The sequence below is a fragment of the Variovorax sp. Varisp85 genome (assembly GCF_047304045.1).
In the GTDB taxonomy this organism is placed as follows: Bacteria; Pseudomonadota; Gammaproteobacteria; order Burkholderiales; family Burkholderiaceae_C; genus Variovorax.
This window is the reverse complement of the sequence record NZ_JBGLYN010000015.1, coordinates 54,141-74,268: the sequence shown is the minus strand read 5'-3', so window position 1 is coordinate 74,268 and position 20,128 is coordinate 54,141. Positions and strand designations below refer to the sequence as shown.

Genomic DNA, 20,128 nt, shown 5'->3' with positions numbered 1-20,128 from the left:
GCGAAGCATCGCCCTGCCCCAAGGTCGACGGCCCGCCCAGCTTCGAGGAGATGATGTCGATGAGTACCAAGGAAAACGCAGCCGTCAGCCAGCTGCTCGCCCTGCTCGAAGCCCGTTATGCACTGCGCGTGCTCTGGGCCCTGCGCGATGGCCATGCGCAGACCTTCCGGCTGCTGCAGGACAGCGTGGGCGGCATCACTCCCAACACGCTCAACACCCGCATCAAGGAACTGCGCGAGGCCGGCATCGTCGGCCACGGCAGCGACGGCTACAGCCTCACGCTGAGCGGACAGGACCTGCTCAAGCGCCTGTCCGACCTGCAGGCCTTCGCAGGCAAGTGGCAACTGGGGCAGCTCAAGAAGGCAGCAGCCCCGGCACCAGCCGCCGCAGCTTCGCCAGCAGCCGCACCCGCTCCCGCCCCTGTGGCAGCCCCTGCTACCACACCCGCGCCGCCCTCCGACGACACCAGCCAGACCTGAAGGACGACAGGTCGCCCTGCCCGGCCTCGGTAAACTCCGCGCCTTCGATCCATTGATCTCACATCGACGCAAGGAGCGTTTCCCATGCCCACCACCCCCTCCGGCCTGCAATACGAAGACACCGAAGTCGGCACCGGCACCGAAGCCAAGGCCGGCCAGCACGTGCACGTGCACTACACCGGCTGGCTCTACAACGACGGCACGCAAGGCGCCAAGTTCGACTCCAGCCGCGACCGCAACGACCCCTTCGCGTTCTCGCTGGGCGCCGGCCAGGTCATCAAGGGCTGGGACGAAGGCGTCGCCGGCATGAAGATCGGCGGCAAGCGCACGCTGATCATTCCCGCATCGCTGGGCTACGGTGCCCGCGGCGCCGGCGGCGTGATCCCCCCGAACGCCACCCTGAAGTTCGACGTCGAGCTGCTCGACGCCCACTGATCAGGGCTCGCCCCCAGGCTGCGCGGCACTTCGTGTCCGCTGCGCCACCCCCTACCGGGGGCGACACCTGAGGCCCGGCGAAGCCGGTTCCTCGGTGTCCCTCGCGAAAACCACTTCGCGACCCGTATTACGGCCCTTTCGGCCGCATTTTTACGCTTGAAAAGCTTTAGAGCAGCCCCATGTGGCTGGCTATCGTTTGTTTTCCGGCGCACGCCGGTTCTTTGAAAAATGTCTGACCCGCAACAATCCGCACAGAATTCCCAAATGCTGCAAGGCGAGCCAAGCCCCGAAGAACTGGAGGCAGCGCAAGCCGCCAATGAAGCCGAGGCGCTCGACGCCCTGGCCGTGGCACAAGGCGAGCTCGCTGCCCTGCAGACCAAGAATGCCGAACTGGCCGACCAGTACCTGCGCGCGCAGGCCGACGTGCAGAACGCCCGCCGCCGCGCCGACGACGAGATCACCAAGGCCCGCAAGTTCGCCGTCGAGGCCTTTGCCGAGAGCCTGCTGCCGGTGACCGACAGCCTCGAAGCCGGCCTGGCCGTCAAGGACGCCACGCCCGAACAGATCCGCGAAGGCGCCGAAGCCACGCTGCGCCAGCTCAAGAGCGCGCTCGAACGCAACAAGGTGATCGAAGTAGCCCCCGCGCCCGGCACCAAGTTCGATCCGCACCAGCACCAAGCCATCTCGGTGGTGCCCGCTCCCGAGCAGGAACCCAACACCGTGGTGAGCGTGCTGCAGAAGGGCTACACCATCAACGACCGGGTGCTGCGCCCGGCGCTGGTCACGGTCAGCGCGCCGAAGTAATCGGCGCGGCACACAAGATTCCCACAGGAAATCCCCGCTCCATCCCTTGAATCGAGCTGGGTTATCCACAAGTTCATAACAACATATTTTTCAGGCTTTCAGGAGTAAGAACATGGCAAAGATCATCGGCATCGACCTCGGCACCACCAACTCGTGCGTGTCGATCATGGAAGGCAACACCACGCGTGTGATCGAGAACTCGGAAGGTGCACGCACCACGCCGTCGATCGTCGCTTATCAGGAAGACGGTGAAGTGCTGGTCGGTGCCTCGGCCAAGCGCCAGGCCGTCACCAACCCCAAGAACACGCTGTACGCGATCAAGCGCCTGATCGGCCGCAAGTTCGAGGAAAAGGAAGTCCAGAAGGACATCGACCTGATGCCCTACACCATCGCCAAGGCCGACAACGGCGACGCATGGGTGGAAGTGCGCGGCAAGAAGATCGCCCCGCAGCAAGTCAGCGCCGACATCCTGCGCAAGATGAAGAAGACGGCCGAAGACTACCTCGGCGAAACCGTGACCGAAGCCGTGATCACGGTGCCGGCCTACTTCAACGATGCCCAGCGCCAGGCCACGAAAGACGCCGGCCGCATCGCGGGCCTCGACGTGAAGCGCATCATCAACGAACCCACCGCTGCTGCCCTGGCCTTCGGCCTCGACAAGCAGGACAAGGCCGATCGCAAGATCGCCGTGTATGACCTCGGCGGCGGTACCTTCGACGTGTCGATCATCGAGATCGCCGACGTGGACGGCGAGAAGCAGTTCGAAGTGCTGTCGACCAACGGCGACACCTTCCTGGGCGGCGAAGACTTCGACCAGCGCATCATCGACTACATCATTGCCGAGTTCAAGAAAGAGCAAGGCGTCGACCTGAGCAAGGACGTGCTGGCCCTGCAGCGCCTGAAGGAAGCCGCCGAGAAGGCCAAGATCGAGCTGTCGAACAGCGCGCAGACCGACATCAACCTGCCCTACATCACGGCCGATGCCTCGGGTCCGAAGCACCTGAACATCAAGCTCACCCGCGCCAAGCTGGAAAGCCTGGTCGACGAGCTGGTCGAGCGCACCATCGCGCCCTGCCGCCTGGCCATCAAGGACGCCGGCATCAGCGTGAGCGACATCAACGACGTGATCCTGGTCGGCGGCATGACCCGCATGCCCAAGGTGCAGGAAAAGGTGAAGGCCTTCTTCGGCAAGGAACCGCGCAAGGACGTGAACCCCGACGAAGCCGTGGCCGTCGGCGCCGCCATCCAGGGCCAGGTGCTCTCGGGCGACCGCAAAGACGTGCTGCTGCTGGACGTGACCCCGCTGTCGCTGGGCATCGAGACCATGGGCGGCGTGATGACCAAGATGATCGCCAAGAACACAACGATCCCGACGAAGTTCGCGCAGACCTTCTCGACCGCCGAGGACAACCAGCCGGCCGTGACCATCAAGGTGTTCCAGGGCGAGCGCGACATCGCCGCGGGCAACAAGGCCCTGGGCGAGTTCAACCTCGAAGGCATTCCGCCGGCATCGCGCGGCACGCCGCAGATCGAGGTGAGCTTCGACATCGACGCCAACGGCATCCTGCACGTCGGCGCGAAGGACAAGGGCACCGGCAAGGAAAACAAGATCACCATCAAGGCGAACTCGGGCCTGTCCGAGGACGAGATCCAGAAGATGGTGAAGGACGCCGAACTGAACGCGGCCGACGACAAGAAGAAGCTGGAGATCGTGCAGGCACGCAACCAGGGCGAAGCCATGGTGCACAGCGTGAAGAAGTCGCTGGGCGAACATGGTGCGAGCCTCGAAGCCGCCGAGAAGGACGCGATCGAAGCCGCGATCAAGGACCTGGAAGAAGCCCTCAAGGGCGAAGACAAGTCCGCGATCGAGGCAAAGACCAACACGCTGATGACCGCGAGTCAGAAGCTCGGCGAGAAGATGTATGCCGAATCGCAGGCGGCCGCAGGCGCCTCGGGCGCATCGGGCCCGGCTGGCGCGGAAGCTGCTGCGCATGCGCAGGCCGACGACAACGTGGTCGACGCCGAAGTGAAGGAAGTCAAGAAGGGCTGATCTTCAGTCCATTGACCGAGGCTGGAACACCTGAAAGGGTGCTCCAGCCTTTCTCGCTTCAAGCTGCCCGAGTTCCCGCTGCTCCCCTGATCCGCTGATCGACCTGCCATGGCCACTAAACGCGACTACTACGAAACCCTCGGCGTCCCCAAGAACGCGAGCGAGGATGAAATCAAGAAGGCTTATCGCAAGCTTGCGATGAAGCACCACCCCGACCGCAACCACGGCGACACCTCGAAGGAGGCCGAGGCCAAGTTCAAGGAGGTGAAGGAAGCCTACGAAATGCTGTCCGACGGACAGAAGCGCGCGGCCTACGACCAGTACGGCCATGCCGGCGTCGACCCCAACATGCGCGGCGGACCGGGCGCAGAGGGCTTCGGCGGTTTCGCGGAAGCTTTCGGCGATATCTTCGGCGACGTGTTCGGTGGCGGCGGCCGCGGCCGCACCAGCAGCGGGCGCCAGGTGTTCCGCGGCAGCGACCTGAGCTATGCGATGGAGATCACGCTCGAGGAGGCCGCCGAAGGCAAGACCACCGAGATCCGCATCCCGACCTGGGACGAGTGCGACACCTGCCACGGCTCGGGCGCGAAGCCCGGCACCAAACCCATCACCTGCACCACCTGCCACGGCGCGGGCGCGGTGCAGATGCGCCAGGGCTTCTTCAGCGTGCAGCAGACCTGCCCCACCTGCCATGGCAGCGGCAAGATCATTCCCGAGCCCTGCACCGTGTGCCACGGCCAGGGCAAGATCAAGCGCAACAAGACGCTCGAAGTGAAGATCCGCGCAGGCATCGACGATGGCCAGCGCATGCGCGTGACCGGCAGCGGCGAACCCGGTGTCAACGGCGGCCCGCCGGGCGACCTGTACATCGAGATCCGGCTCAAGAAGCACGAGATCTTCGAGCGCGACGGCGACAACCTGCACTGCGTCGTGCCTGTGAGCATGACCACGGCGGCGCTGGGCGGCGAGATCAACGTGCCCACGCTCAAGGGCGCGGCGGCCATCGACATTCCCGAAGGCACGCAAAGCGGCAAGCAGTTCCGCCTGCGCGGCAAGGGCATCAAGGGCGTGAACTCGAGCTACCCCGGCGACCTGTACTGCCATGTGCGCGTCGAGACGCCCGTGAAGCTCACCGAGCACCAACGCAAGGTGCTGAAAGAGCTCGACGAGTCTCTCAGGAAGGGCGGCGACAAGCACAGCCCGACCGACAAGGGCTGGTTCGACAAGGCGAAGGAATTCTTCAGCTGAACCGGACCCGCTTCTTCCGTCCGACATGCGACCCCGGAGACTTCAGCTCCGGCGGATGCATCTGACTCCAACAAGGGCCGCTTAGCGGCCCTTTGCAATGTGGGGTCCGCAAGCTGGTGCATCCGACGCTGCGGCGCCCCTTGGCAGGCACATCGGCGGTGCATTCCCGCCCCTTCGCGGGACATGCCGACCTGCACCCAAGCAACTTTCCCACGCCAACACGCGCAAGCCGCCCATCGAAAAGCGGCGCGGGGATTGCTTTTATATTTTTTTTCGATGTGCAATAAACCAAACGACAGATCGCGCGTTATTGCAGGAGACGTCTGTTTTTTTGAGCCCGAGGCTCAATAGACGGTGCTTTTCCGGAGAAAAGGCAAAAACGGACGATGGCCATCCGGCATAGGTGTTTTCACCCGGAGAGAATTAGGAACGCGAGCCTTTGAATTTAACTGAAATCCGAAAAGTAGTTCCTTGTTTTTTGTGGAACTTTACTTGCCGGTGTGGTTCTGAATTTACGAATGATTTGCCAGGTTCAATCTTTGCTTTATGCTGATTGTTAGCAGATTGTAGTAAGGGAGTTTTCCGCGGCATGCAGCCATGGGCAGGCAACCTTCAAGTGTTGCACAAGGCCTTTGCTGCAAGCCATCGGGCCAAAAGCCCACTGACTTGATGGAGGCGTGACCATGGATGTGATCAGCAACTTTGCCGCCCGCTACGAGCGCACCCGCGAGGAAGTCATCTCGCTGCAGGACTACCTGGACATCTGCAAGCGCGATCCCACGGCCTATGCCACCGCGTCGGAGCGCATGCTCAAGGCCATCGGCGATCCCGAGCTGGTTGACACGCGCAACGATCCTCGCCTCTCGCGCATCTTCGCGAACAAGGTCATCAAGATCTATCCGGCGTTCAAGGAGTTCTATGGCATGGAAGACGCCATAGAACAAGTGGTGTCCTATTTCCGCCACGCCGCCCAGGGGCTGGAAGAAAAGAAGCAAATCCTTTACCTGCTGGGTCCGGTCGGTGGCGGCAAGAGTTCGATCGCAGAACGCCTGAAGCAGCTCATGGAGCACGTGCCCTTCTACGCGATTCAGGGCTCGCCGGTCAACGAATCCCCGCTCGGCCTCTTCGACTCGATCGAGGACGGCGAGATCCTTGAAAAGGAATACGGCATTCCCCTCCGTTACCTGAACCGAATTCTCTCGCCCTGGGCCGTCAAGCGGCTCGAGGAATACGGTGGCGACATCCGCCAGTTCAAGGTCGTCAAGCGCTTCCCGTCCGTGCTGCGGCAGATCGCCGTCGCCAAGACCGAGCCGGGCGACGAGAACAACCAGGACATCTCCTCGCTGGTCGGCAAGGTCGACATCCGCAAGCTCGAAACCTATGCCCAGGACGATCCGGACGCGTATGCCTACTCCGGCGGCCTGTGCCTCGCGAACCAGGGCCTGCTGGAGTTCGTGGAAATGTTCAAGGCGCCCATCAAGGTGCTCCACCCGCTGCTGACCGCTACACAGGAAAGCAACTTCAAGGGCACGGAGGGCTTCGGCGCCATCCCGTTCGACGGCATCGTGCTTGCGCACAGCAACGAGAGCGAGTGGAAGGCCTTCCGCAACAACAAGAACAACGAGGCTTTCCTCGATCGCATCTACATCGTCAAGGTGCCGTACTGCCTGCGCGCCTCGGAAGAAATCAAGATCTACGAGAAGCTGGTGCGCAACTCGTCGCTGGCCCAGGCGCCCTGCGCCCCTGGAACGCTGCGCATGATGGCCCAGCTCTCGGTGCTCACGCGCCTGAAGGAGCCCGAGAACTCCAGCACCTTCAGCAAGATGCAGGTATACGACGGCGAGAACCTCAAGGACACCGACCCCAAGGCCAAGTCGATCCAGGAGTACCGCGACTACGCGGGCGTCGACGAGGGCATGAGCGGCGTCTCCACGCGCTTCGCGTTCAAGATCATCTCGAAGGTGTTCAACTTCGACAGTTCCGAAGTGGCCGCGAATCCGGTGCACCTGATGTACGTGCTCGAACAGCAGATCGAGCGCGAGCAGTTCGCGCCGGAGGTCGAGCAGAAGTACATCAGCTACATCAAGGAGTTGCTGGCGCCGCGCTATGCCGAGTTCATAGGCAAGGAGATCCAGACTGCCTACCTCGAGAGCTACAGCGAGTATGGCCAGAACATCTTCGACCGCTACGTGACCTACGCCGACTACTGGATCCAGGACCAGGAGTTCCGCGACGTGGACACCGGCGAAGTTTTCGACCGCGCATCGCTCAATGCCGAACTCGAGAAGATCGAGCGGCCGGCAGGCATCGGCAACCCGAAGGACTTCCGCAACGAGATCGTCAACTTCGTACTTCGCGCGCGGGCTGGCAACGCAGGGCGCAACCCGGCGTGGACCAGCTACGAAAAACTGCGCTCGGTGATCGAGAAGAAGATGTTCTCCAACACCGAGGAGCTTCTGCCGGTGATCAGCTTCAACACCAAGAGCAGCGCCGACGAGCAGAAGAAGCACGAAGACTTCGTGACCCGCATGGTCGAGAAGGGCTATACGGCCAAGCAGGTCCGCCTGCTCTGCGAGTGGTACCTGCGGGTGCGCAAGAGTTCATAACGACGACCCTTCGTTCGTCCTCTTTTTGCAAGGAGCTCTGAAACCATCGTGGCCATCCTGCAGCAGATCATCGACCGCCGGCTATCGGGCAAGAACAAGTCCATTGGCAACCGCGAGCGCTTCCTCCGGCGCTACAAGGGGCAGATCCAGGAAGCGGTGAGGCGCGCCGTCAGCGGCCGCAACATCCGCGAACTGGAGCAAGGCGAAGATGTGACCCTGCCGCGCCACGACGTGTCCGAACCGGTGTTCGGGCATGCGCGCGGCGGCGACCGCGAATACGTGCATCCGGGCAACCAGGAGTACCTGAAGGGCGACCGCATCAAGCGCCCCGAAGGAGGAAGCAGCAGCGGCTCCGGCAGCGGCGAGGCCGGCGACAGCGGCGAAGGCGAGGACGACTTCGTCTTCCGCCTGACGCGCGAAGAGTTCATGCGCGTGTTCTTCGACGACCTCGCACTGCCGCACCTCATCCGCACGCAGATCGCCGACGTGCCCGAGTGGAAGAGCCACCGGGCCGGCTTCACGAGCGACGGCTCGCCCAACAACCTGCACGTGGTGCGCTCGATGCGCGGCGCGCTCGCCCGCCGCATCGCGCTGGGCGGCGAGCCTCGCAAGGAGCTCAAGCGCCTCGAAGCGCACCTCGAACACCTGAAGCAGCACCCGCAGGCCGACCAGGCGCTCATCCAGAAGGAAATACGCGAGACCGAAGAGCAGATTGCCGAACTGCGCCGCACCATGCGGCACGTGCCCTACATCGACCCCATCGACCTGCGCTACCGCAACCGCGTGAAGACGCCCGTGCCCAGCGCCAAGGCCGTGATGTTCTGCCTGATGGACGTGTCGGGCTCGATGGACGAGGCGCGCAAGGACATGGCCAAGCGCTTCTTCATGCTGCTCTACATGTTTCTCACGCGGCACTACGAGACCATCGACCTGGTGTTCCTGCGTCATCACACGCAGGCGCAAGAGGTGACGGAAGAAGAGTTCTTCCACGCCACGGAAACCGGCGGCACCGTGGTGTCGAGCGCACTGGTGCTGATGGACGAGATCATCAAGGCACGCTATCCGAGTGGCGAGTGGAACGTGTACGGCGCGCAGGCCAGCGACGGCGACAACTGGCACCAGGACAGCGGCCGCTGCCGCGAGCTGCTGGTCAACGACATCCTGCCCGTGGTGCGCTATTACGCCTACGTGCAGGTGGCCGAGACCGAGCAGAACCTGTGGCAGGAATACCAGCAGCTCGAGGGCGTCGAGCCCAACTTTGCGATGCGCAAGGTGTCGGACGCGCAAGACATCTACCCTGTGTTCCGCGACCTGTTCAAGAAGGAAGGGGTGGCATCATGATCACCGAACGAGCGCTCGACCGCCTGCCCAGCCCTTCCGACTGGACCTTCGAACTCATCGAGACCTACCACACCGAGATCGCCCTTACCGCCAAGGGCTACGGCCTCGACGTGTACCCGAACCAGCTCGAAGTCATCACCGCCGAGCAGATGATGGACGCCTACGCCAGCGTGGGCATGCCCATGATCTACCGCCACTGGTCGTACGGCAAACAGTTCATCTCGACCGAGAAGAACTACAAGCGCGGCCACATGGGGTTGGCCTACGAGATCGTCATCAACTCCGATCCGTGCATCGCCTACCTGATGGAAGAGAACACCATGGCCATGCAGGCCCTGGTGATCGCGCATGCGGCCTACGGCCACAACAGCTTCTTCAAGGGCAACTACCTGTTCCGGATGTGGACCGACGCCTCATCCATCATCGATTACCTGGTCTATGCGCGGCACTACATCGCCGAGTGCGAGGAGCGCCACGGTCTCGATGCGGTGGAAGAACTGCTCGACTCCTGCCATGCGCTGATGAACTACGGCGTCGACCGCTATCGCCGTCCGCAGAAGCGTTCGCTGGCGCAGGAAAGCATCCAGCGCGCCGACCGCGAACGCCACATGCAGCAGCAGGTGAACGACCTCTGGCGCACGCTGCCCCGGCGGGCCGAGCAAGCGGCCGAGTCCGATGCAGCGCGGCGCTTTCCGTCGGAGCCGCAGGAGAACCTGCTCTACTTCATCGAGAAGAACGCCGCGCTGCTCGAACCCTGGCAGCGCGAGGTAGTGCGCATCGTGCGCAAGATCGCACAGTACTTCTATCCGCAGCGCCAGACGCAGGTCATGAACGAAGGCTGGGCCACTTTCTGGCACTACACGCTGCTCAACACCATGTACGACCGCGGCCAGCTGGCGGACGGCTTCATGATGGAGTGGCTCAGCTCGCACACGGGCGTGATCTTCCAGCCGCCGGTGGGCCACCGCGCCTACAGCGGCATCAACCCCTATGCCCTCGGCTTCGCCATGATGACCGACCTGCGCCGCGTGTGCGAGAAGCCGACCGAGGAAGACCGCCGCTGGTTCCCCGATTTCGCGGGCACCGACTGGGTCAAGACGCTCGACTACGCGATGCGCAACTTCAAGGACGAGAGCTTCATCGGCCAGTTCCTGAGCCCGAAGACGATGCGCGACTTCCGCCTGTTCTCGATCCGCGACTACCAGAGCGAGGCCGAGCTCGAGGTGTCCGCCATCCACGACGACAGCGGCTACCACGCGTTGCGCGAATCGCTCTCACGCCAGTACGACATCAGCAGCCGCGAGCCCGACATCCAGGTGTGGAGCGTGGCCACGCGCGGCGACCGCTCGCTGACGCTGCGCCACACGCAGCGCAACAACCTGCCTCTGCACGACGGGGCGGAAGAAGTGCTGAAGCACGTCGCCCGGCTCTGGGGTTTCGACGTGCACCTGGAAAGCATCGACAGCGCCGGGCGCATCAGCCGCAGCTGGAAGGCCGCGGCGCCCAAGCAGCAGTATTGAGCCCCCCTTGCAGGGGGCAGCACCAGCGGCCCGGCAAAGCCGGTTCCGCGGTGTTCCGCGAAAACTCCCCTCAGGGAACCAAGGCCGCGATGGCAAGCGTGTAGCCCTTCACGCCCAGCCCCACGATGATCCCGCGCGCCGCAGGCGAGATGTACGACTTGTGGCGAAACTCCTCGCGCGCATGCACGTTCGAGATGTGCAGTTCGATCAGCGGCACGCTCGCGCCCTTGATCGCATCGTGCAGCGCGATCGAGGTGTGGGTGTAGGCACCGGGGTTCATCACCACGCCGAGCATGTTGCCGGCAGCAACTTCACGGCCGGCTTCCTGGATCCAGTCGACCAGCACGCCTTCGTGGTTCGACTGGCGGCATTCGATCTCGACGCCGAGCTTCGCGCCCGTGTCCTTGCACAGGCGCTCGACATCGGCCAGCGTGTCGCGTCCGTACTGTTCGGGCTCGCGAGTGCCGAGCAGGTTGAGATTGGGGCCGTTGAGGACGAGTATTTTCTTCATGATGGATGAGGCGTCAGGCGACCTCCATTATGGTCGCGAGACCGCCCGGGGCGGCCTGGCCGCGGACGAGCCGACGTAGTAGTTGTACGAATCGATGTCGACCACGCAGCGCGCCATGAGATCGACGAACGCCCGCAGCTTCTGTCCCATGTAGCGCTGCCGCTGGAAGGCGCAGTAGATGCGCCGCGGCTCCGGCTGCCATTGCGGCAGCACCGGCACCAGCACGCCCTGCGCCACTTCGGGCCGGGCGAAAAAGGCTGGCAGCAACGCGATGCCGAAGCCGTCGATGCAGAAGGTCTTCATCACCCAGTGGTCGTTGGTCTCGAAAGCCGGCTCCGGGCGAAACGCATAGCTGTCCGACGCGCCAGACACCAGCAGCACCTGCGACGGCCCCGAGCCCTCCTTCATCACGATCGACCGATGACGCAGCAGCTCGTCGGGCGCCTGTGGCATGCCTTGGCGCTCAAGATACTGCGGGCTTGCATAGAGGCCGTAGTTCAGGCGCCCAAGCAGCTTGGCAACAAGGTTCGGCACATCAGGCGGCTCCGAGCAGACATAGCAGTCCACCTCGCCGATCTGCGGCGCGTTCAGGCGACTCGCCACGTCGAGATGGCAGCGTACGTTGGGGTGCGATTCGAGGAACAGCTTCACCACATGGCAGACGAAGGAGGTGCTGAACTGGGTATCGGACAGCAGCGACAGGCTGCCCGAGACGCCGGCCGTGATCTCCTGGATTTCGGTGCACGCCGTTTCCAGCCGGCCCGTCACCTCGTCGAGCAGGCCTTCGCAGCGCGCGAAGAACGCGCGCCCCGCCTCGGTCGGCGTGACGCTGCGCGAACTGCGCATCAGCAGTTGCGCACCCAGCAGTTCCTCCAGCCGCGTGAGCTGCCGGCTCAGCGTGGCCTTGGACACACCCGACAGGCTCTCGGCCTTCGTCAGGCTGCCGCTCTGCACGACGAGCACGAAGGCTTCGATCAGCGCGAGATCGATGCGGCTCATGCGGGCCAGCGTTTCAGGAATGAAAAGTAGCGTCTCGGCATTTGGCTTTCATCAAGGGAACAGAAACGGTAGGTTCGGTGCTTGCTGGCGGCACACCGAATGCTATGCCATCCCCACCGAGCCCCGAGCTCCCACGACCGGAGAAAACCCCATGCGCAGCTCCACCCGACGTACCCTGCTTTCAACCGGGGCAGCATGACGAATCCACACGCTTGCACCTGGCATCCAGTGGCGCCCTCCGCCGGCGTGCGCCCCGGCGCCAACATCGTCGCCGGCTTCGCGGAGGGCCAGGAACTCGCGCTCTGGCGCTCGGCCGACGGCGCCGCCCAGGCGTGGGAAAACCGGTGCCCGCACCGAAGCGTGCGCTTCACGCTCGGCCAGGTGATCGAAAACCGCCTCTCCTGCGCTTACCACGGCTGGCAGTACGCCGCGGGCAGCGGACAGTGCACCCACATTCCGGCCCACCCGGCCATGCAGGCGCCGCGCAACGTCTGCGCCAAGGTGTTCGCCGCGGTGGATGCCGCGGGCATGCTGTGGGTCAACCTTGCGCAAGATATTTCCGCCGCACCGCCGTCGCTGGCCGGCGCCGTACCGGCCGGCTGGCACTTCTGCCGCACGCTGACCGTCCGCGCCGGCGCGCAGGCCGTGCGCGAAGCCCTCGCACGGCAGGGCTTCGCAATCGACGCTGGGTCGGGTGCCTGGCAAGGCACGCTCAACGAGGTGAAGACCGTCGCGCTGCTGCTCGAAGCGCAGCCCCGGCTCACCTTCGTCCACCTGTGGACGGAGGCTGCCCCCGGCTCCAGTGCGATGAAGACGCTGCACGCAGCCGCGCGGAACCTGCGCTCCGAGATCGAAGCACGACCACAAGGCTGAAGGAACCACCATGCCCTTCGTCACAGACGATTCCAACATGCTCGACGACTGGCTGGTCGTCGGGCCTGCCGCGCCCGTGCCCCGGACGACCCGCCTGCTGGGCGAAACCGTGCAACTCCGCACTGATGCCGATGGCGCGCCTCACTGCTGCCTTGGCGACCGGCCGCTCGCCGTGCAGTCGCGCTACGGCTATCTCTGGGTCTGCCCGAGCGGCCGCCCCGCGCGTCCCCTCTTCGAGTTTCCGGAATACGCCGAGCCCGGCCGCCGCATCGTCGACTGCGGCGGCATCGGCGTGGCGGTGTCGGGCCTGCGCGTGATCGAGAACTTTCTCGACATGGCGCACTTTCCCTTCGTGCACGCCGACTACCTCGGCAAGGTGCCACACACCGAGGTGGCGCAATACGAGGTGCAGGTCGATCCCGGCAGCGGTGAGATCTGGGCCACCGACTGCCGCTTCTGGCAGCCGCGCGCCTCTGCCGCGCACGATTCGGGCAGCGAGGTGCTCTACAAGTACCGTGTAATGCAGCCCTTCTCGGCCATGCTCTACAAATCGAGCTTTCGCGCGGGCGAACTCGACGCCATCGGCCTCTTCCTGCAGCCCATCGACGACGAACACGTGATCGCCCACACCGTCCTCGCCTGCTACGACGAAGACTCCACCAATGCCGAGCTCATCGCCTTCCAGCACACCATCTTCGGCCAGGACAAGCCGATCCTCGAGAACCACGCCTTCAAGCGCATGCCGCTCGAAGGCCGCGCCGAGACACCGACGCGCGGCGACACCTCCTCCGTCACCTACCGGCGCTGGCTGCGCGAGCGCGGCATGCGCTTCGGCGTGAGGGCTGCGGCATGACGACAACGATCAAGCTCTACGACTACCCGCTGTCGGGCAACTGCTTCAAGGTGCGGCAGATGCTGGCTTGGCTGGGCATCGCGTACGACACGGTGCCAGTCGATTTCTTTCCGGGACGCGAGCACAAATCCGCCGCGTTCATTGCAAACGTCAACCCGCTCGGCCAGCTCCCGGTGCTCGATGACGACGGCTTCCTGCTGCGCGATGCGCAAGCCATCCTGGTGTACCTCGCAAGCTTCTACGACACGCAAGGCCGGTGGTATCCCGGCGACGCGAAGCTGCGCGGCCAGATCGCGATGTGGCTCGCCACCGCCGACGAGATCACGCGCACGGCATCGGCCGCGCGGCTGCACGATGCGCTCGGCTACCACAACCTCGACATCGAGGCCTGCCGCAGCGGCGCGCGCGCGGTGTTCCGCGTGCTCGACGACCATCTCGCCGAACAGGCGAGCGCCGGCCTGCACTGGCTGGCCTCGGCGCCCGGTCCGACCATTGCCGACCTTGCCTGCTTCCCGTATGTCGCGCTCGCTGGCGAGGGCGGCATTTCGCTCGACGAATTCCCCGCGCTGAGAGACTGGGTCTGGAATGTTCGCCACCTGCCCGGGTTTATCGGCATGTCGGGTATCTTCCCTGCCGGCCCTGCCTGAGTATCCTTAACGTTTTTTGCTTCTCCCCCGAAACCCGCCATGAAAACCAAAGCCGCCGTCGCCTGGAAATCCGCAGCCCCGCTCACCATCGAAACCGTGGACCTCGAGGGCCCGAAATTCGGCGAGGTGCTGGTCGAGATCAAGGCCACCGGCATCTGCCACACCGACTACTACACGCTCTCGGGCGCTGACCCCGAAGGCATCTTCCCTGCCATCCTCGGCCATGAAGGCGCAGGCATCGTGGTCGACGTGGGCCCCGGCGTCACCACACTCAAAAAGGGTGACCACGTCATTCCGCTCTACACGCCCGAGTGCCGCCAGTGCAAGTTCTGCCTGAGCCGCAAGACCAATCTGTGCCAGCTGATCCGCGGCACGCAGGGCAAGGGCCTGATGCCCGACGCCACCTCGCGCTTCAGCCTCGACGGCAAGCCCATCTTCCACTACATGGGCACCTCGACCTTCAGCAACTACACGGTCGCGCCCGAGATCTCGCTGGCCAAGATCCGCGAGGATGCGCCCTTCGACAAGGTCTGCTACATCGGCTGCGGCGTCACCACCGGCATCGGCGCGGTGATCTTCACGGCCAAGGTGGAAGCCGGCGCGAACGTGGTGGTGTTCGGCCTCGGCGGCATCGGGCTGAACGTGATCCAGGGCGCGAAGATGGTGGGCGCCGACAAGATCATCGGCGTCGACCTGAACCCCGAGCGCGAGGCCATGGCGCGCAAGTTCGGCATGACGCACTTCATCAACCCGAAGGACACCGAGAACGTCGTCGACGCCATCGTGCAGCTGACCGACGGCGGCGCGGACTACAGCTTCGAATGCATCGGCAACACCAAGGTGATGCGCCAGGCGCTCGAGTGCACGCACAAGGGCTGGGGCCGCAGCATCATCATCGGCGTGGCCGAGGCGGGTGCGGAGATCAGCACGCGCCCGTTCCAGCTGGTCACCGGCCGCAAGTGGGAAGGCTCGGCCTTCGGCGGTGCACGCGGACGCACCGACGTGCCGAAGATCGTCGACTGGTACATGGAAGGCAAGATCGACATCGACAGCCTCATCACGCACACCATGCCGCTGGAAGACATCAACAAGGGCTTCGATCTGATGAAGCGCGGCGAGTCCATCCGCGGCGTCGTCCTTTACTAAGACCACTGCAGGCACCGGCCATGACCCGCATGGAGCCCCTGCACAAGATCGAGGCCGGTGTGCTCGAAGTTGCGTACTTCGAAGCCGGCCCCGCCGATGGCCCGCCAGTGCTGCTGATGCACGGCTTTCCGTACGACATCCACACGTATGCCGAAGTCGCGCCGATGCTGGCCGACCAGGGCTGCCGCACGATCGTGCCGTACCTGCGCGGCTACGGCGCCACGCGCTTCCTGAGCGAGGCCACGCCGCGCTCGGGCGAGCAGGCCGCGCTGGGCGCCGACCTGCTCGCGCTGCTCGATGCGCTGAAGATCGAGCGCGCGGTGCTGGCTGGCTACGACTGGGGCGGCCGCGCCGCCTGCGTGGTCGCGGCGCTGTGGCCCGAACGCGTCGCGGGGCTGGTGTCCTTCAACAGCTACAACATCCAGGACATCGCCAAGGCGATGGAGCCGGACACGCCGGCCAACGAGCACAGCCTCTGGTACCAGTACTACTTCCACAGCGAGCGCGGCTGCGCCGGCCTCGGGAAAGACCGCAAGGCGCTCACGAAGCTGCTGTGGAAGCTGTGGTCGCCCGCGTGGAAATTCGACGACGCCACTTTCGAGCGCAGCGCCGCCGCCTTTGACCATCCCGATTTCGTGGACGTGGTGATCCAGTCGTACCGCCATCGCTTCGGCCTCGTGCCGGGCGACCCGGCCTATGCGTACATCGAACGCCGCCTGTCGGCCCAGCCCACGATCACAGTGCCCACCATCACCTTCGACGGCCTCGACGACGGCGTGCGCCCGCCCGCCGACGCATCGGCGCACGCGCACCGCTTCAGCGGGCCGCGTTCGCACCGCCTTGTGCCCGGCGTGGGCCACAACATGCCGCAGGAAGCGCCGCGCGTCTTTGCCGATGCCGTGCTCGAACTCGTACCCGCCCTGCGCAGCCAAAACCCGCAATGACCGACAACAGCCCCAAGACTCTTTCCGAACACCACGCCTTCGGCGGCGTGCAAAGCTTCCACGAGCACCGCTCGCATGAAATCGGCTTGCCGATGCGCTTCTCGGTGTACCTGCCGCCGCAGGTCGCGCACGAGCGCGTGCCCGCCCTGCTCTACCTCGCGGGCCTGACCTGCAACGAGGAAACCTTCGCGGTGAAGGCCGGCGCACAGCGCATGGCCGCGAGCCTGGGCATCGCGCTGATCGCGCCCGACACCAGCCCGCGCGGCCCCGCCGCCGAGTGCGTGCCTGGCGCGAAGGACGACTGGGACTTCGGCATCGGCGCCGGCTTCTACCTCGACGCCACGCGCGAGCCGTGGGCCACGCACTGGCGCATGGAAAGCTGGATCGTGCACGAGCTGCTGCCGCTTGTGGCCCGGCACTTCGCCATCGACGGCGAGCGCATCGGCATCTCCGGTCACTCGATGGGCGGCCACGGTGCGCTGACGCTGGCGCTGCGGCATCCGGGGCGCTTCAAGTCGCTCTCGGCCTTTGCGCCGATCTGCGCACCCACGCAATGCCCATGGGGCGAGAAGGCGTTCGGCAGCTACCTGGGCCGCCCCGGCGCCGACCGCGCGCAGTGGCTGGCGCACGACGCGAGCGCGCTCATGAAATCGCAGGTCGCGGCGCCCTACCCGCAAGGCATCCTCGTCGACCAGGGCCTGGCCGACAAGTTCCTCGCCGAGCAGTTGCACCCCGAGGCGTTCGAGGCCGCCTGCTTCGCATCCGGCCAGCCGCTCACGCTGCGCCGCCATGCGGGATACGACCACGGCTACTACTTCATCCAGAGCTTCATGGCCGACCACATTGCGCACCACGCGCAAACGCTGCGCGCGTAAAGTCTCATCGACCGCGGCGGCCTCGCGCCGTATCATGAAACACATGTCCGCCGCCCAAATTCCCGCCTTCCATCTCCGGTCGCGCGAAGGCACTGCCGAAGAGAACATGGTGCTGGCCGGCATCTGGCGCCGCGCGTGGATCGCGGCCAACCGGGGCCTCCCCCATATCGAGCCGATCGCCCACTGGCTGCGCCGCGTGCAGACCGAATTCGGGGCGCCTGCCGACGTGGTGCTGGCGGAGCGCGACGGGCAGGTGCTGGCGTTCATGGTGCTGCTGGAGCGGCGCGAGTACGTGGCGCAACTCTTCGTCGAGCCCCACCTGCGCAACCAGGGCTTGGGCAAGGCCCTGCTCGACGAGGCCTGCGTGCGCCTTCCGTCCGGCTGGTGGCTGCACGTGGCCGCCACCAACACGCCGGCGCAGCGCTTCTACGAGCGCTATGGCCTCCAGCGCGGTGCGGTCGACCGCCATCCGACGAGCGGCCGCGAACGCATCGCCTACCATTGGTCGCCCTCGCGCCCGCCATGGCGCATCGGCTGAACCCGTTCCAATTTTTCCCCGCTCCATGCGCATCGACCACATCGCACTCTGGACCACCGATCTCGAGCGCTGCAAGCGCTTCTATGTCGACTATTTCGGCGCCACCGCCGGCGCGGGCTACGTCAATCCGGCCAAGGGCTTTGCCTCGTGCTTCCTGAGCCTTGGCGACGGCGCACGCATCGAGGCCATGACGACGAGCACGCTCTCTCCCGTGACGGCGGAGGCCGGCGCACAGCGCATGGGCTGGACGCACCTCGCGATCAGCGTGGGCTCCGACGCAGCAGTCGACGAACTCACGCAACGCCTGAAGGCCGACGGCCATCCGCTGCTCGACGGCCCGCGCCGCACCGGCGACGGCTACTACGAAAGCGTGGTGCTGGACCCGGACGGCAACCGCATCGAGATCACGGCATGAGCGATTTCGTCGATAGCCTGCACGAAACCTTCGAGCGCCTGGGCCGCATCCGCACGCGCCGCATGTTCGGCGGCCATGGCGTGTGGCACGAGGACCGCATGATCGCCCTCGTGGCCAACGACACGCTCTACCTCAAGTCGGATGCCGAGAGCGCGCCGTACTTCGACGCGCTCGACCTGCCGCCGTTCACCTACGTGCGCCAGGGCCAGTCGATGCCGATGTCGTACCGGCAAGCCCCGGCGGACCTGTTCGAGGACCGGCACGAAGCCGCACTCTGGGGCCGCCGGGCCTACGAGGCGGCGCTGCGCTCGGGCCAGCCGCCGAAGCCGAAGAAAACACCCGCCAAGAAAGCCGCAGTGAAGAAAAAGACAAGCAAGGCAGCCTCCCGGTGAGCGCCCACAACCCGACGCTCCCGCCCCTTCCCGAACGCGAACAGATCGCGCTGCTCGAACCCTTCGAAGGCCTCGGTCCCAAGGACATCGTCGTCGTCACCACGCTGCAGGAGGCCGAGCGCGCGGCCGCCACGCTGCTGGCAGCCGGCATCGCCGGCTTCGACACCGAATCGAAGCCCACCTTCGCGAAGAACGAGGTGTCGGGCGGCCCGCACGTGGTGCAGTTCTCGACGCGCGACACGGCGTGGCTGTTCCAGCTGCACCGCACCGAGTGCAACCCGGTGGTGGCCGCGCTGATCGCCTCGGCCGAGCTGCGCAAGGTCGGCTTCGGGCTCTCGGGCGATCTCACGCTGATCCGCCTGCGGCTCGGCATCGAGCCGAAGGCGGTGTTCGACATCGACACCGAATTCCGCCACCGCGGCTACCGCAAGTCGGTTGGCGTGAAGGCGGCCGTGGCGCTGGTGTTCAACCGCCGCTTCATCAAGTCGCGCAAGGCGACCACGTCAAACTGGGCCAACCGGCAGCTCACCGAGGCGCAGATCCGCTACGCGGCCAATGACGCCTATGCATCCATCCGCGTGTACGACGCGCTCTTCGGCGGCAGCTGACCGGTCAGTCCCGCCCCGCCTCCAGGATCGCCTGCGCGAGCCGCCCGGGGTTCGAGAAGAACATCTCGTGGCTGCCGGGGCACTCCACCAGGCGGAACAGGCCCAGCCGCTCCGACAGGCGCGGATGCCACGGCATGCCGTGCGGCATCGCGGTGTCCTGCTGGCAGTTGACGTACGACTTGCCCAGCGCCAGCGCGGCCAGCGGCTGCCGCAGCCTGATCTTGTCGGTGAAGGTGCGGTACGGATGCGGGTTGAGCTTTTCGTAGGCCGCCTGCGCCGTCGCCAGGTCGGCGTCGTTGATGAAGGCTTCGCGCCAGATCTCGAAAGGCAGGGTCACCGCGTTGGCGTTGGCCGCCGCCACGGCGTCGAACATTGCGACGTATGGCGGCGGCACCATGTCGTTGAGCGACTCGCCATCGAGCGGCACGAAGGCGTTGATGTACACCAGCCGCTTCAGGCGTGGCGCGATGCGGTCCGCCACGCCCGAGATCACCATGCCGCCGTAGCTGTGGCCCGCGAGGCGGACCTCGGTGAGATTCTTCTCCTCGATGTAGCGCACGGCCGAGGCGATCGCGTCCTCCAGCGTGGTGCTGGCGCGGTCGTCGCCGGGGTTGTTGCCGGCAAGCGTGGGGCAGTACGCAGTGTGGCCGGCTGCGCGCAGGCCGTCGGCCACGACTTCGATCTCGGCGCCGGTATGCCACGCGCCGTGGACTAGAACGTAGGTGTCGGACATGGGGGCTTGTCTCCTTCGTTGTGAGGGGAATGACTGTAGGGGCAATGGTGTACTGCGGGTGGCCGTTGTGCGCCAGCGCGATGACCGGCCCGTGCCGGATCGACGCTGCTA

20 protein-coding genes and 1 pseudogene are annotated in these 20,128 nt (G+C 65.2%); 18 read left to right on the top strand and 3 right to left on the bottom strand.

Features of this window, described 5'->3' with window-relative positions; all coding sequences use genetic code 11:
• Positions 1-59: 59 nt before the first annotated feature.
• From ACCC97_RS08760 to ACCC97_RS08725, 8 genes and pseudogenes are all read left to right on the top strand, one after another.
• Positions 60-362, top strand: a pseudogene (locus ACCC97_RS08760) (winged helix-turn-helix transcriptional regulator); the annotation flags it as partial.
• A 201-nt stretch (positions 363-563) separates the two neighbouring features.
• On the top strand, positions 564-914 hold the full coding sequence (locus ACCC97_RS08755) for an FKBP-type peptidyl-prolyl cis-trans isomerase (protein WP_007836448.1): 351 nt from the start codon (positions 564-566) through the stop codon (positions 912-914).
• A gap of 228 nt (positions 915-1,142) precedes the next feature.
• Positions 1,143-1,718, top strand: a complete 576-nt coding sequence (gene grpE / locus ACCC97_RS08750) for a nucleotide exchange factor GrpE (protein WP_081502666.1) — start codon at positions 1,143-1,145, stop codon at positions 1,716-1,718.
• A 112-nt stretch (positions 1,719-1,830) separates the two neighbouring features.
• The gene (dnaK, locus tag ACCC97_RS08745) at positions 1,831-3,768 is read left to right on the top strand and encodes a molecular chaperone DnaK (protein WP_007835137.1); all 1,938 of its coding nucleotides are present in this window, start codon (positions 1,831-1,833) and stop codon (positions 3,766-3,768) included.
• A 108-nt stretch (positions 3,769-3,876) separates the two neighbouring features.
• Positions 3,877-5,016, top strand: a complete 1,140-nt coding sequence (gene dnaJ, locus ACCC97_RS08740) for a molecular chaperone DnaJ (protein ID WP_007835135.1) — start codon at positions 3,877-3,879, stop codon at positions 5,014-5,016.
• A gap of 683 nt (positions 5,017-5,699) precedes the next feature.
• Complete coding sequence (locus ACCC97_RS08735) at positions 5,700-7,622, top strand: PrkA family serine protein kinase (protein WP_007835134.1); 1,923 nt, start codon at positions 5,700-5,702, stop codon at positions 7,620-7,622.
• 48 nt (positions 7,623-7,670) lie between these two features.
• Positions 7,671-8,963 (top strand): YeaH/YhbH family protein, encoded by a 1,293-nt coding sequence (locus ACCC97_RS08730; protein WP_007835132.1) that lies wholly within the window; start codon positions 7,671-7,673, stop codon positions 8,961-8,963.
• Positions 8,960-10,483, top strand: coding sequence for a SpoVR family protein (locus ACCC97_RS08725; protein WP_007835130.1), 1,524 nt, complete (start codon positions 8,960-8,962; stop codon positions 10,481-10,483). Before ACCC97_RS08730 ends, ACCC97_RS08725 begins: the two co-directional genes overlap by 4 nt.
• A 70-nt stretch (positions 10,484-10,553) precedes the next feature.
• Here ACCC97_RS08725 and aroQ read toward each other — a convergent pair whose 3' ends face one another.
• The gene (gene aroQ, locus ACCC97_RS08720; protein ID WP_007835124.1) at positions 10,554-10,994 is read right to left on the bottom strand and encodes a type II 3-dehydroquinate dehydratase; all 441 of its coding nucleotides are present in this window, start codon (positions 10,992-10,994) and stop codon (positions 10,554-10,556) included.
• Between the two features lie 27 nt (positions 10,995-11,021).
• Positions 11,022-11,993 (bottom strand): LysR family transcriptional regulator, encoded by a 972-nt coding sequence (locus ACCC97_RS08715; protein ID WP_413332359.1) that lies wholly within the window; start codon positions 11,991-11,993, stop codon positions 11,022-11,024.
• A 195-nt stretch (positions 11,994-12,188) separates the two neighbouring features.
• Between ACCC97_RS08715 and ACCC97_RS08710 the strand changes: the two genes are divergently transcribed.
• The 10 genes from ACCC97_RS08710 to ACCC97_RS08665 are packed head-to-tail and all read left to right on the top strand — an operon-like array spanning position 12,189 to position 19,284.
• A complete protein-coding gene (locus ACCC97_RS08710) occupies positions 12,189-12,866 on the top strand; it encodes a Rieske 2Fe-2S domain-containing protein (RefSeq protein ID WP_413332357.1) in 678 nt (225 codons plus the stop codon).
• A 10-nt stretch (positions 12,867-12,876) separates the two neighbouring features.
• The gene (locus tag ACCC97_RS08705; RefSeq protein ID WP_413332354.1) at positions 12,877-13,719 is read left to right on the top strand and encodes an aromatic ring-hydroxylating dioxygenase subunit alpha; all 843 of its coding nucleotides are present in this window, start codon (positions 12,877-12,879) and stop codon (positions 13,717-13,719) included.
• On the top strand, positions 13,716-14,366 hold the full coding sequence (locus ACCC97_RS08700; RefSeq protein WP_007835118.1) for a glutathione S-transferase family protein: 651 nt from the start codon (positions 13,716-13,718) through the stop codon (positions 14,364-14,366). Before ACCC97_RS08705 ends, ACCC97_RS08700 begins: the two co-directional genes overlap by 4 nt.
• Positions 14,367-14,405: 39 nt before the next feature.
• Positions 14,406-15,512 (top strand): S-(hydroxymethyl)glutathione dehydrogenase/class III alcohol dehydrogenase, encoded by a 1,107-nt coding sequence (locus ACCC97_RS08695; RefSeq protein WP_413314457.1) that lies wholly within the window; start codon positions 14,406-14,408, stop codon positions 15,510-15,512.
• Positions 15,513-15,532: 20 nt separating this feature from the next.
• On the top strand, positions 15,533-16,456 hold the full coding sequence (locus tag ACCC97_RS08690) for an alpha/beta fold hydrolase (RefSeq protein WP_413332352.1): 924 nt from the start codon (positions 15,533-15,535) through the stop codon (positions 16,454-16,456).
• Positions 16,453-17,331 (top strand): S-formylglutathione hydrolase, encoded by an 879-nt coding sequence (gene fghA, locus ACCC97_RS08685; protein WP_413332350.1) that lies wholly within the window; start codon positions 16,453-16,455, stop codon positions 17,329-17,331. The genes ACCC97_RS08690 and fghA overlap by 4 nt, the downstream gene beginning before the upstream one ends.
• A 43-nt stretch (positions 17,332-17,374) precedes the next feature.
• On the top strand, positions 17,375-17,869 hold the full coding sequence (locus ACCC97_RS08680) for a GNAT family N-acetyltransferase (RefSeq protein ID WP_413332348.1): 495 nt from the start codon (positions 17,375-17,377) through the stop codon (positions 17,867-17,869).
• 25 nt (positions 17,870-17,894) lie between these two features.
• On the top strand, positions 17,895-18,284 hold the full coding sequence (locus ACCC97_RS08675) for a VOC family protein (protein WP_056520849.1): 390 nt from the start codon (positions 17,895-17,897) through the stop codon (positions 18,282-18,284).
• Entirely contained in the window at positions 18,281-18,676 is a 396-nt protein-coding gene (locus ACCC97_RS08670) for a TfoX/Sxy family protein (RefSeq protein ID WP_007835110.1), read from the top strand. Before ACCC97_RS08675 ends, ACCC97_RS08670 begins: the two co-directional genes overlap by 4 nt.
• Positions 18,673-19,284: a 3'-5' exonuclease gene (locus ACCC97_RS08665; protein ID WP_413314465.1), complete on the top strand. Its 612-nt coding sequence runs from the start codon at positions 18,673-18,675 to the stop codon at positions 19,282-19,284. Before ACCC97_RS08670 ends, ACCC97_RS08665 begins: the two co-directional genes overlap by 4 nt.
• Positions 19,285-19,288: 4 nt before the next feature.
• Here the strand turns inward: ACCC97_RS08665 and ACCC97_RS08660 are convergent, their stop codons facing one another.
• Positions 19,289-20,017 (bottom strand): alpha/beta fold hydrolase, encoded by a 729-nt coding sequence (locus tag ACCC97_RS08660; RefSeq protein ID WP_413332345.1) that lies wholly within the window; start codon positions 20,015-20,017, stop codon positions 19,289-19,291.
• Positions 20,018-20,128 lie beyond the last annotated feature (111 nt).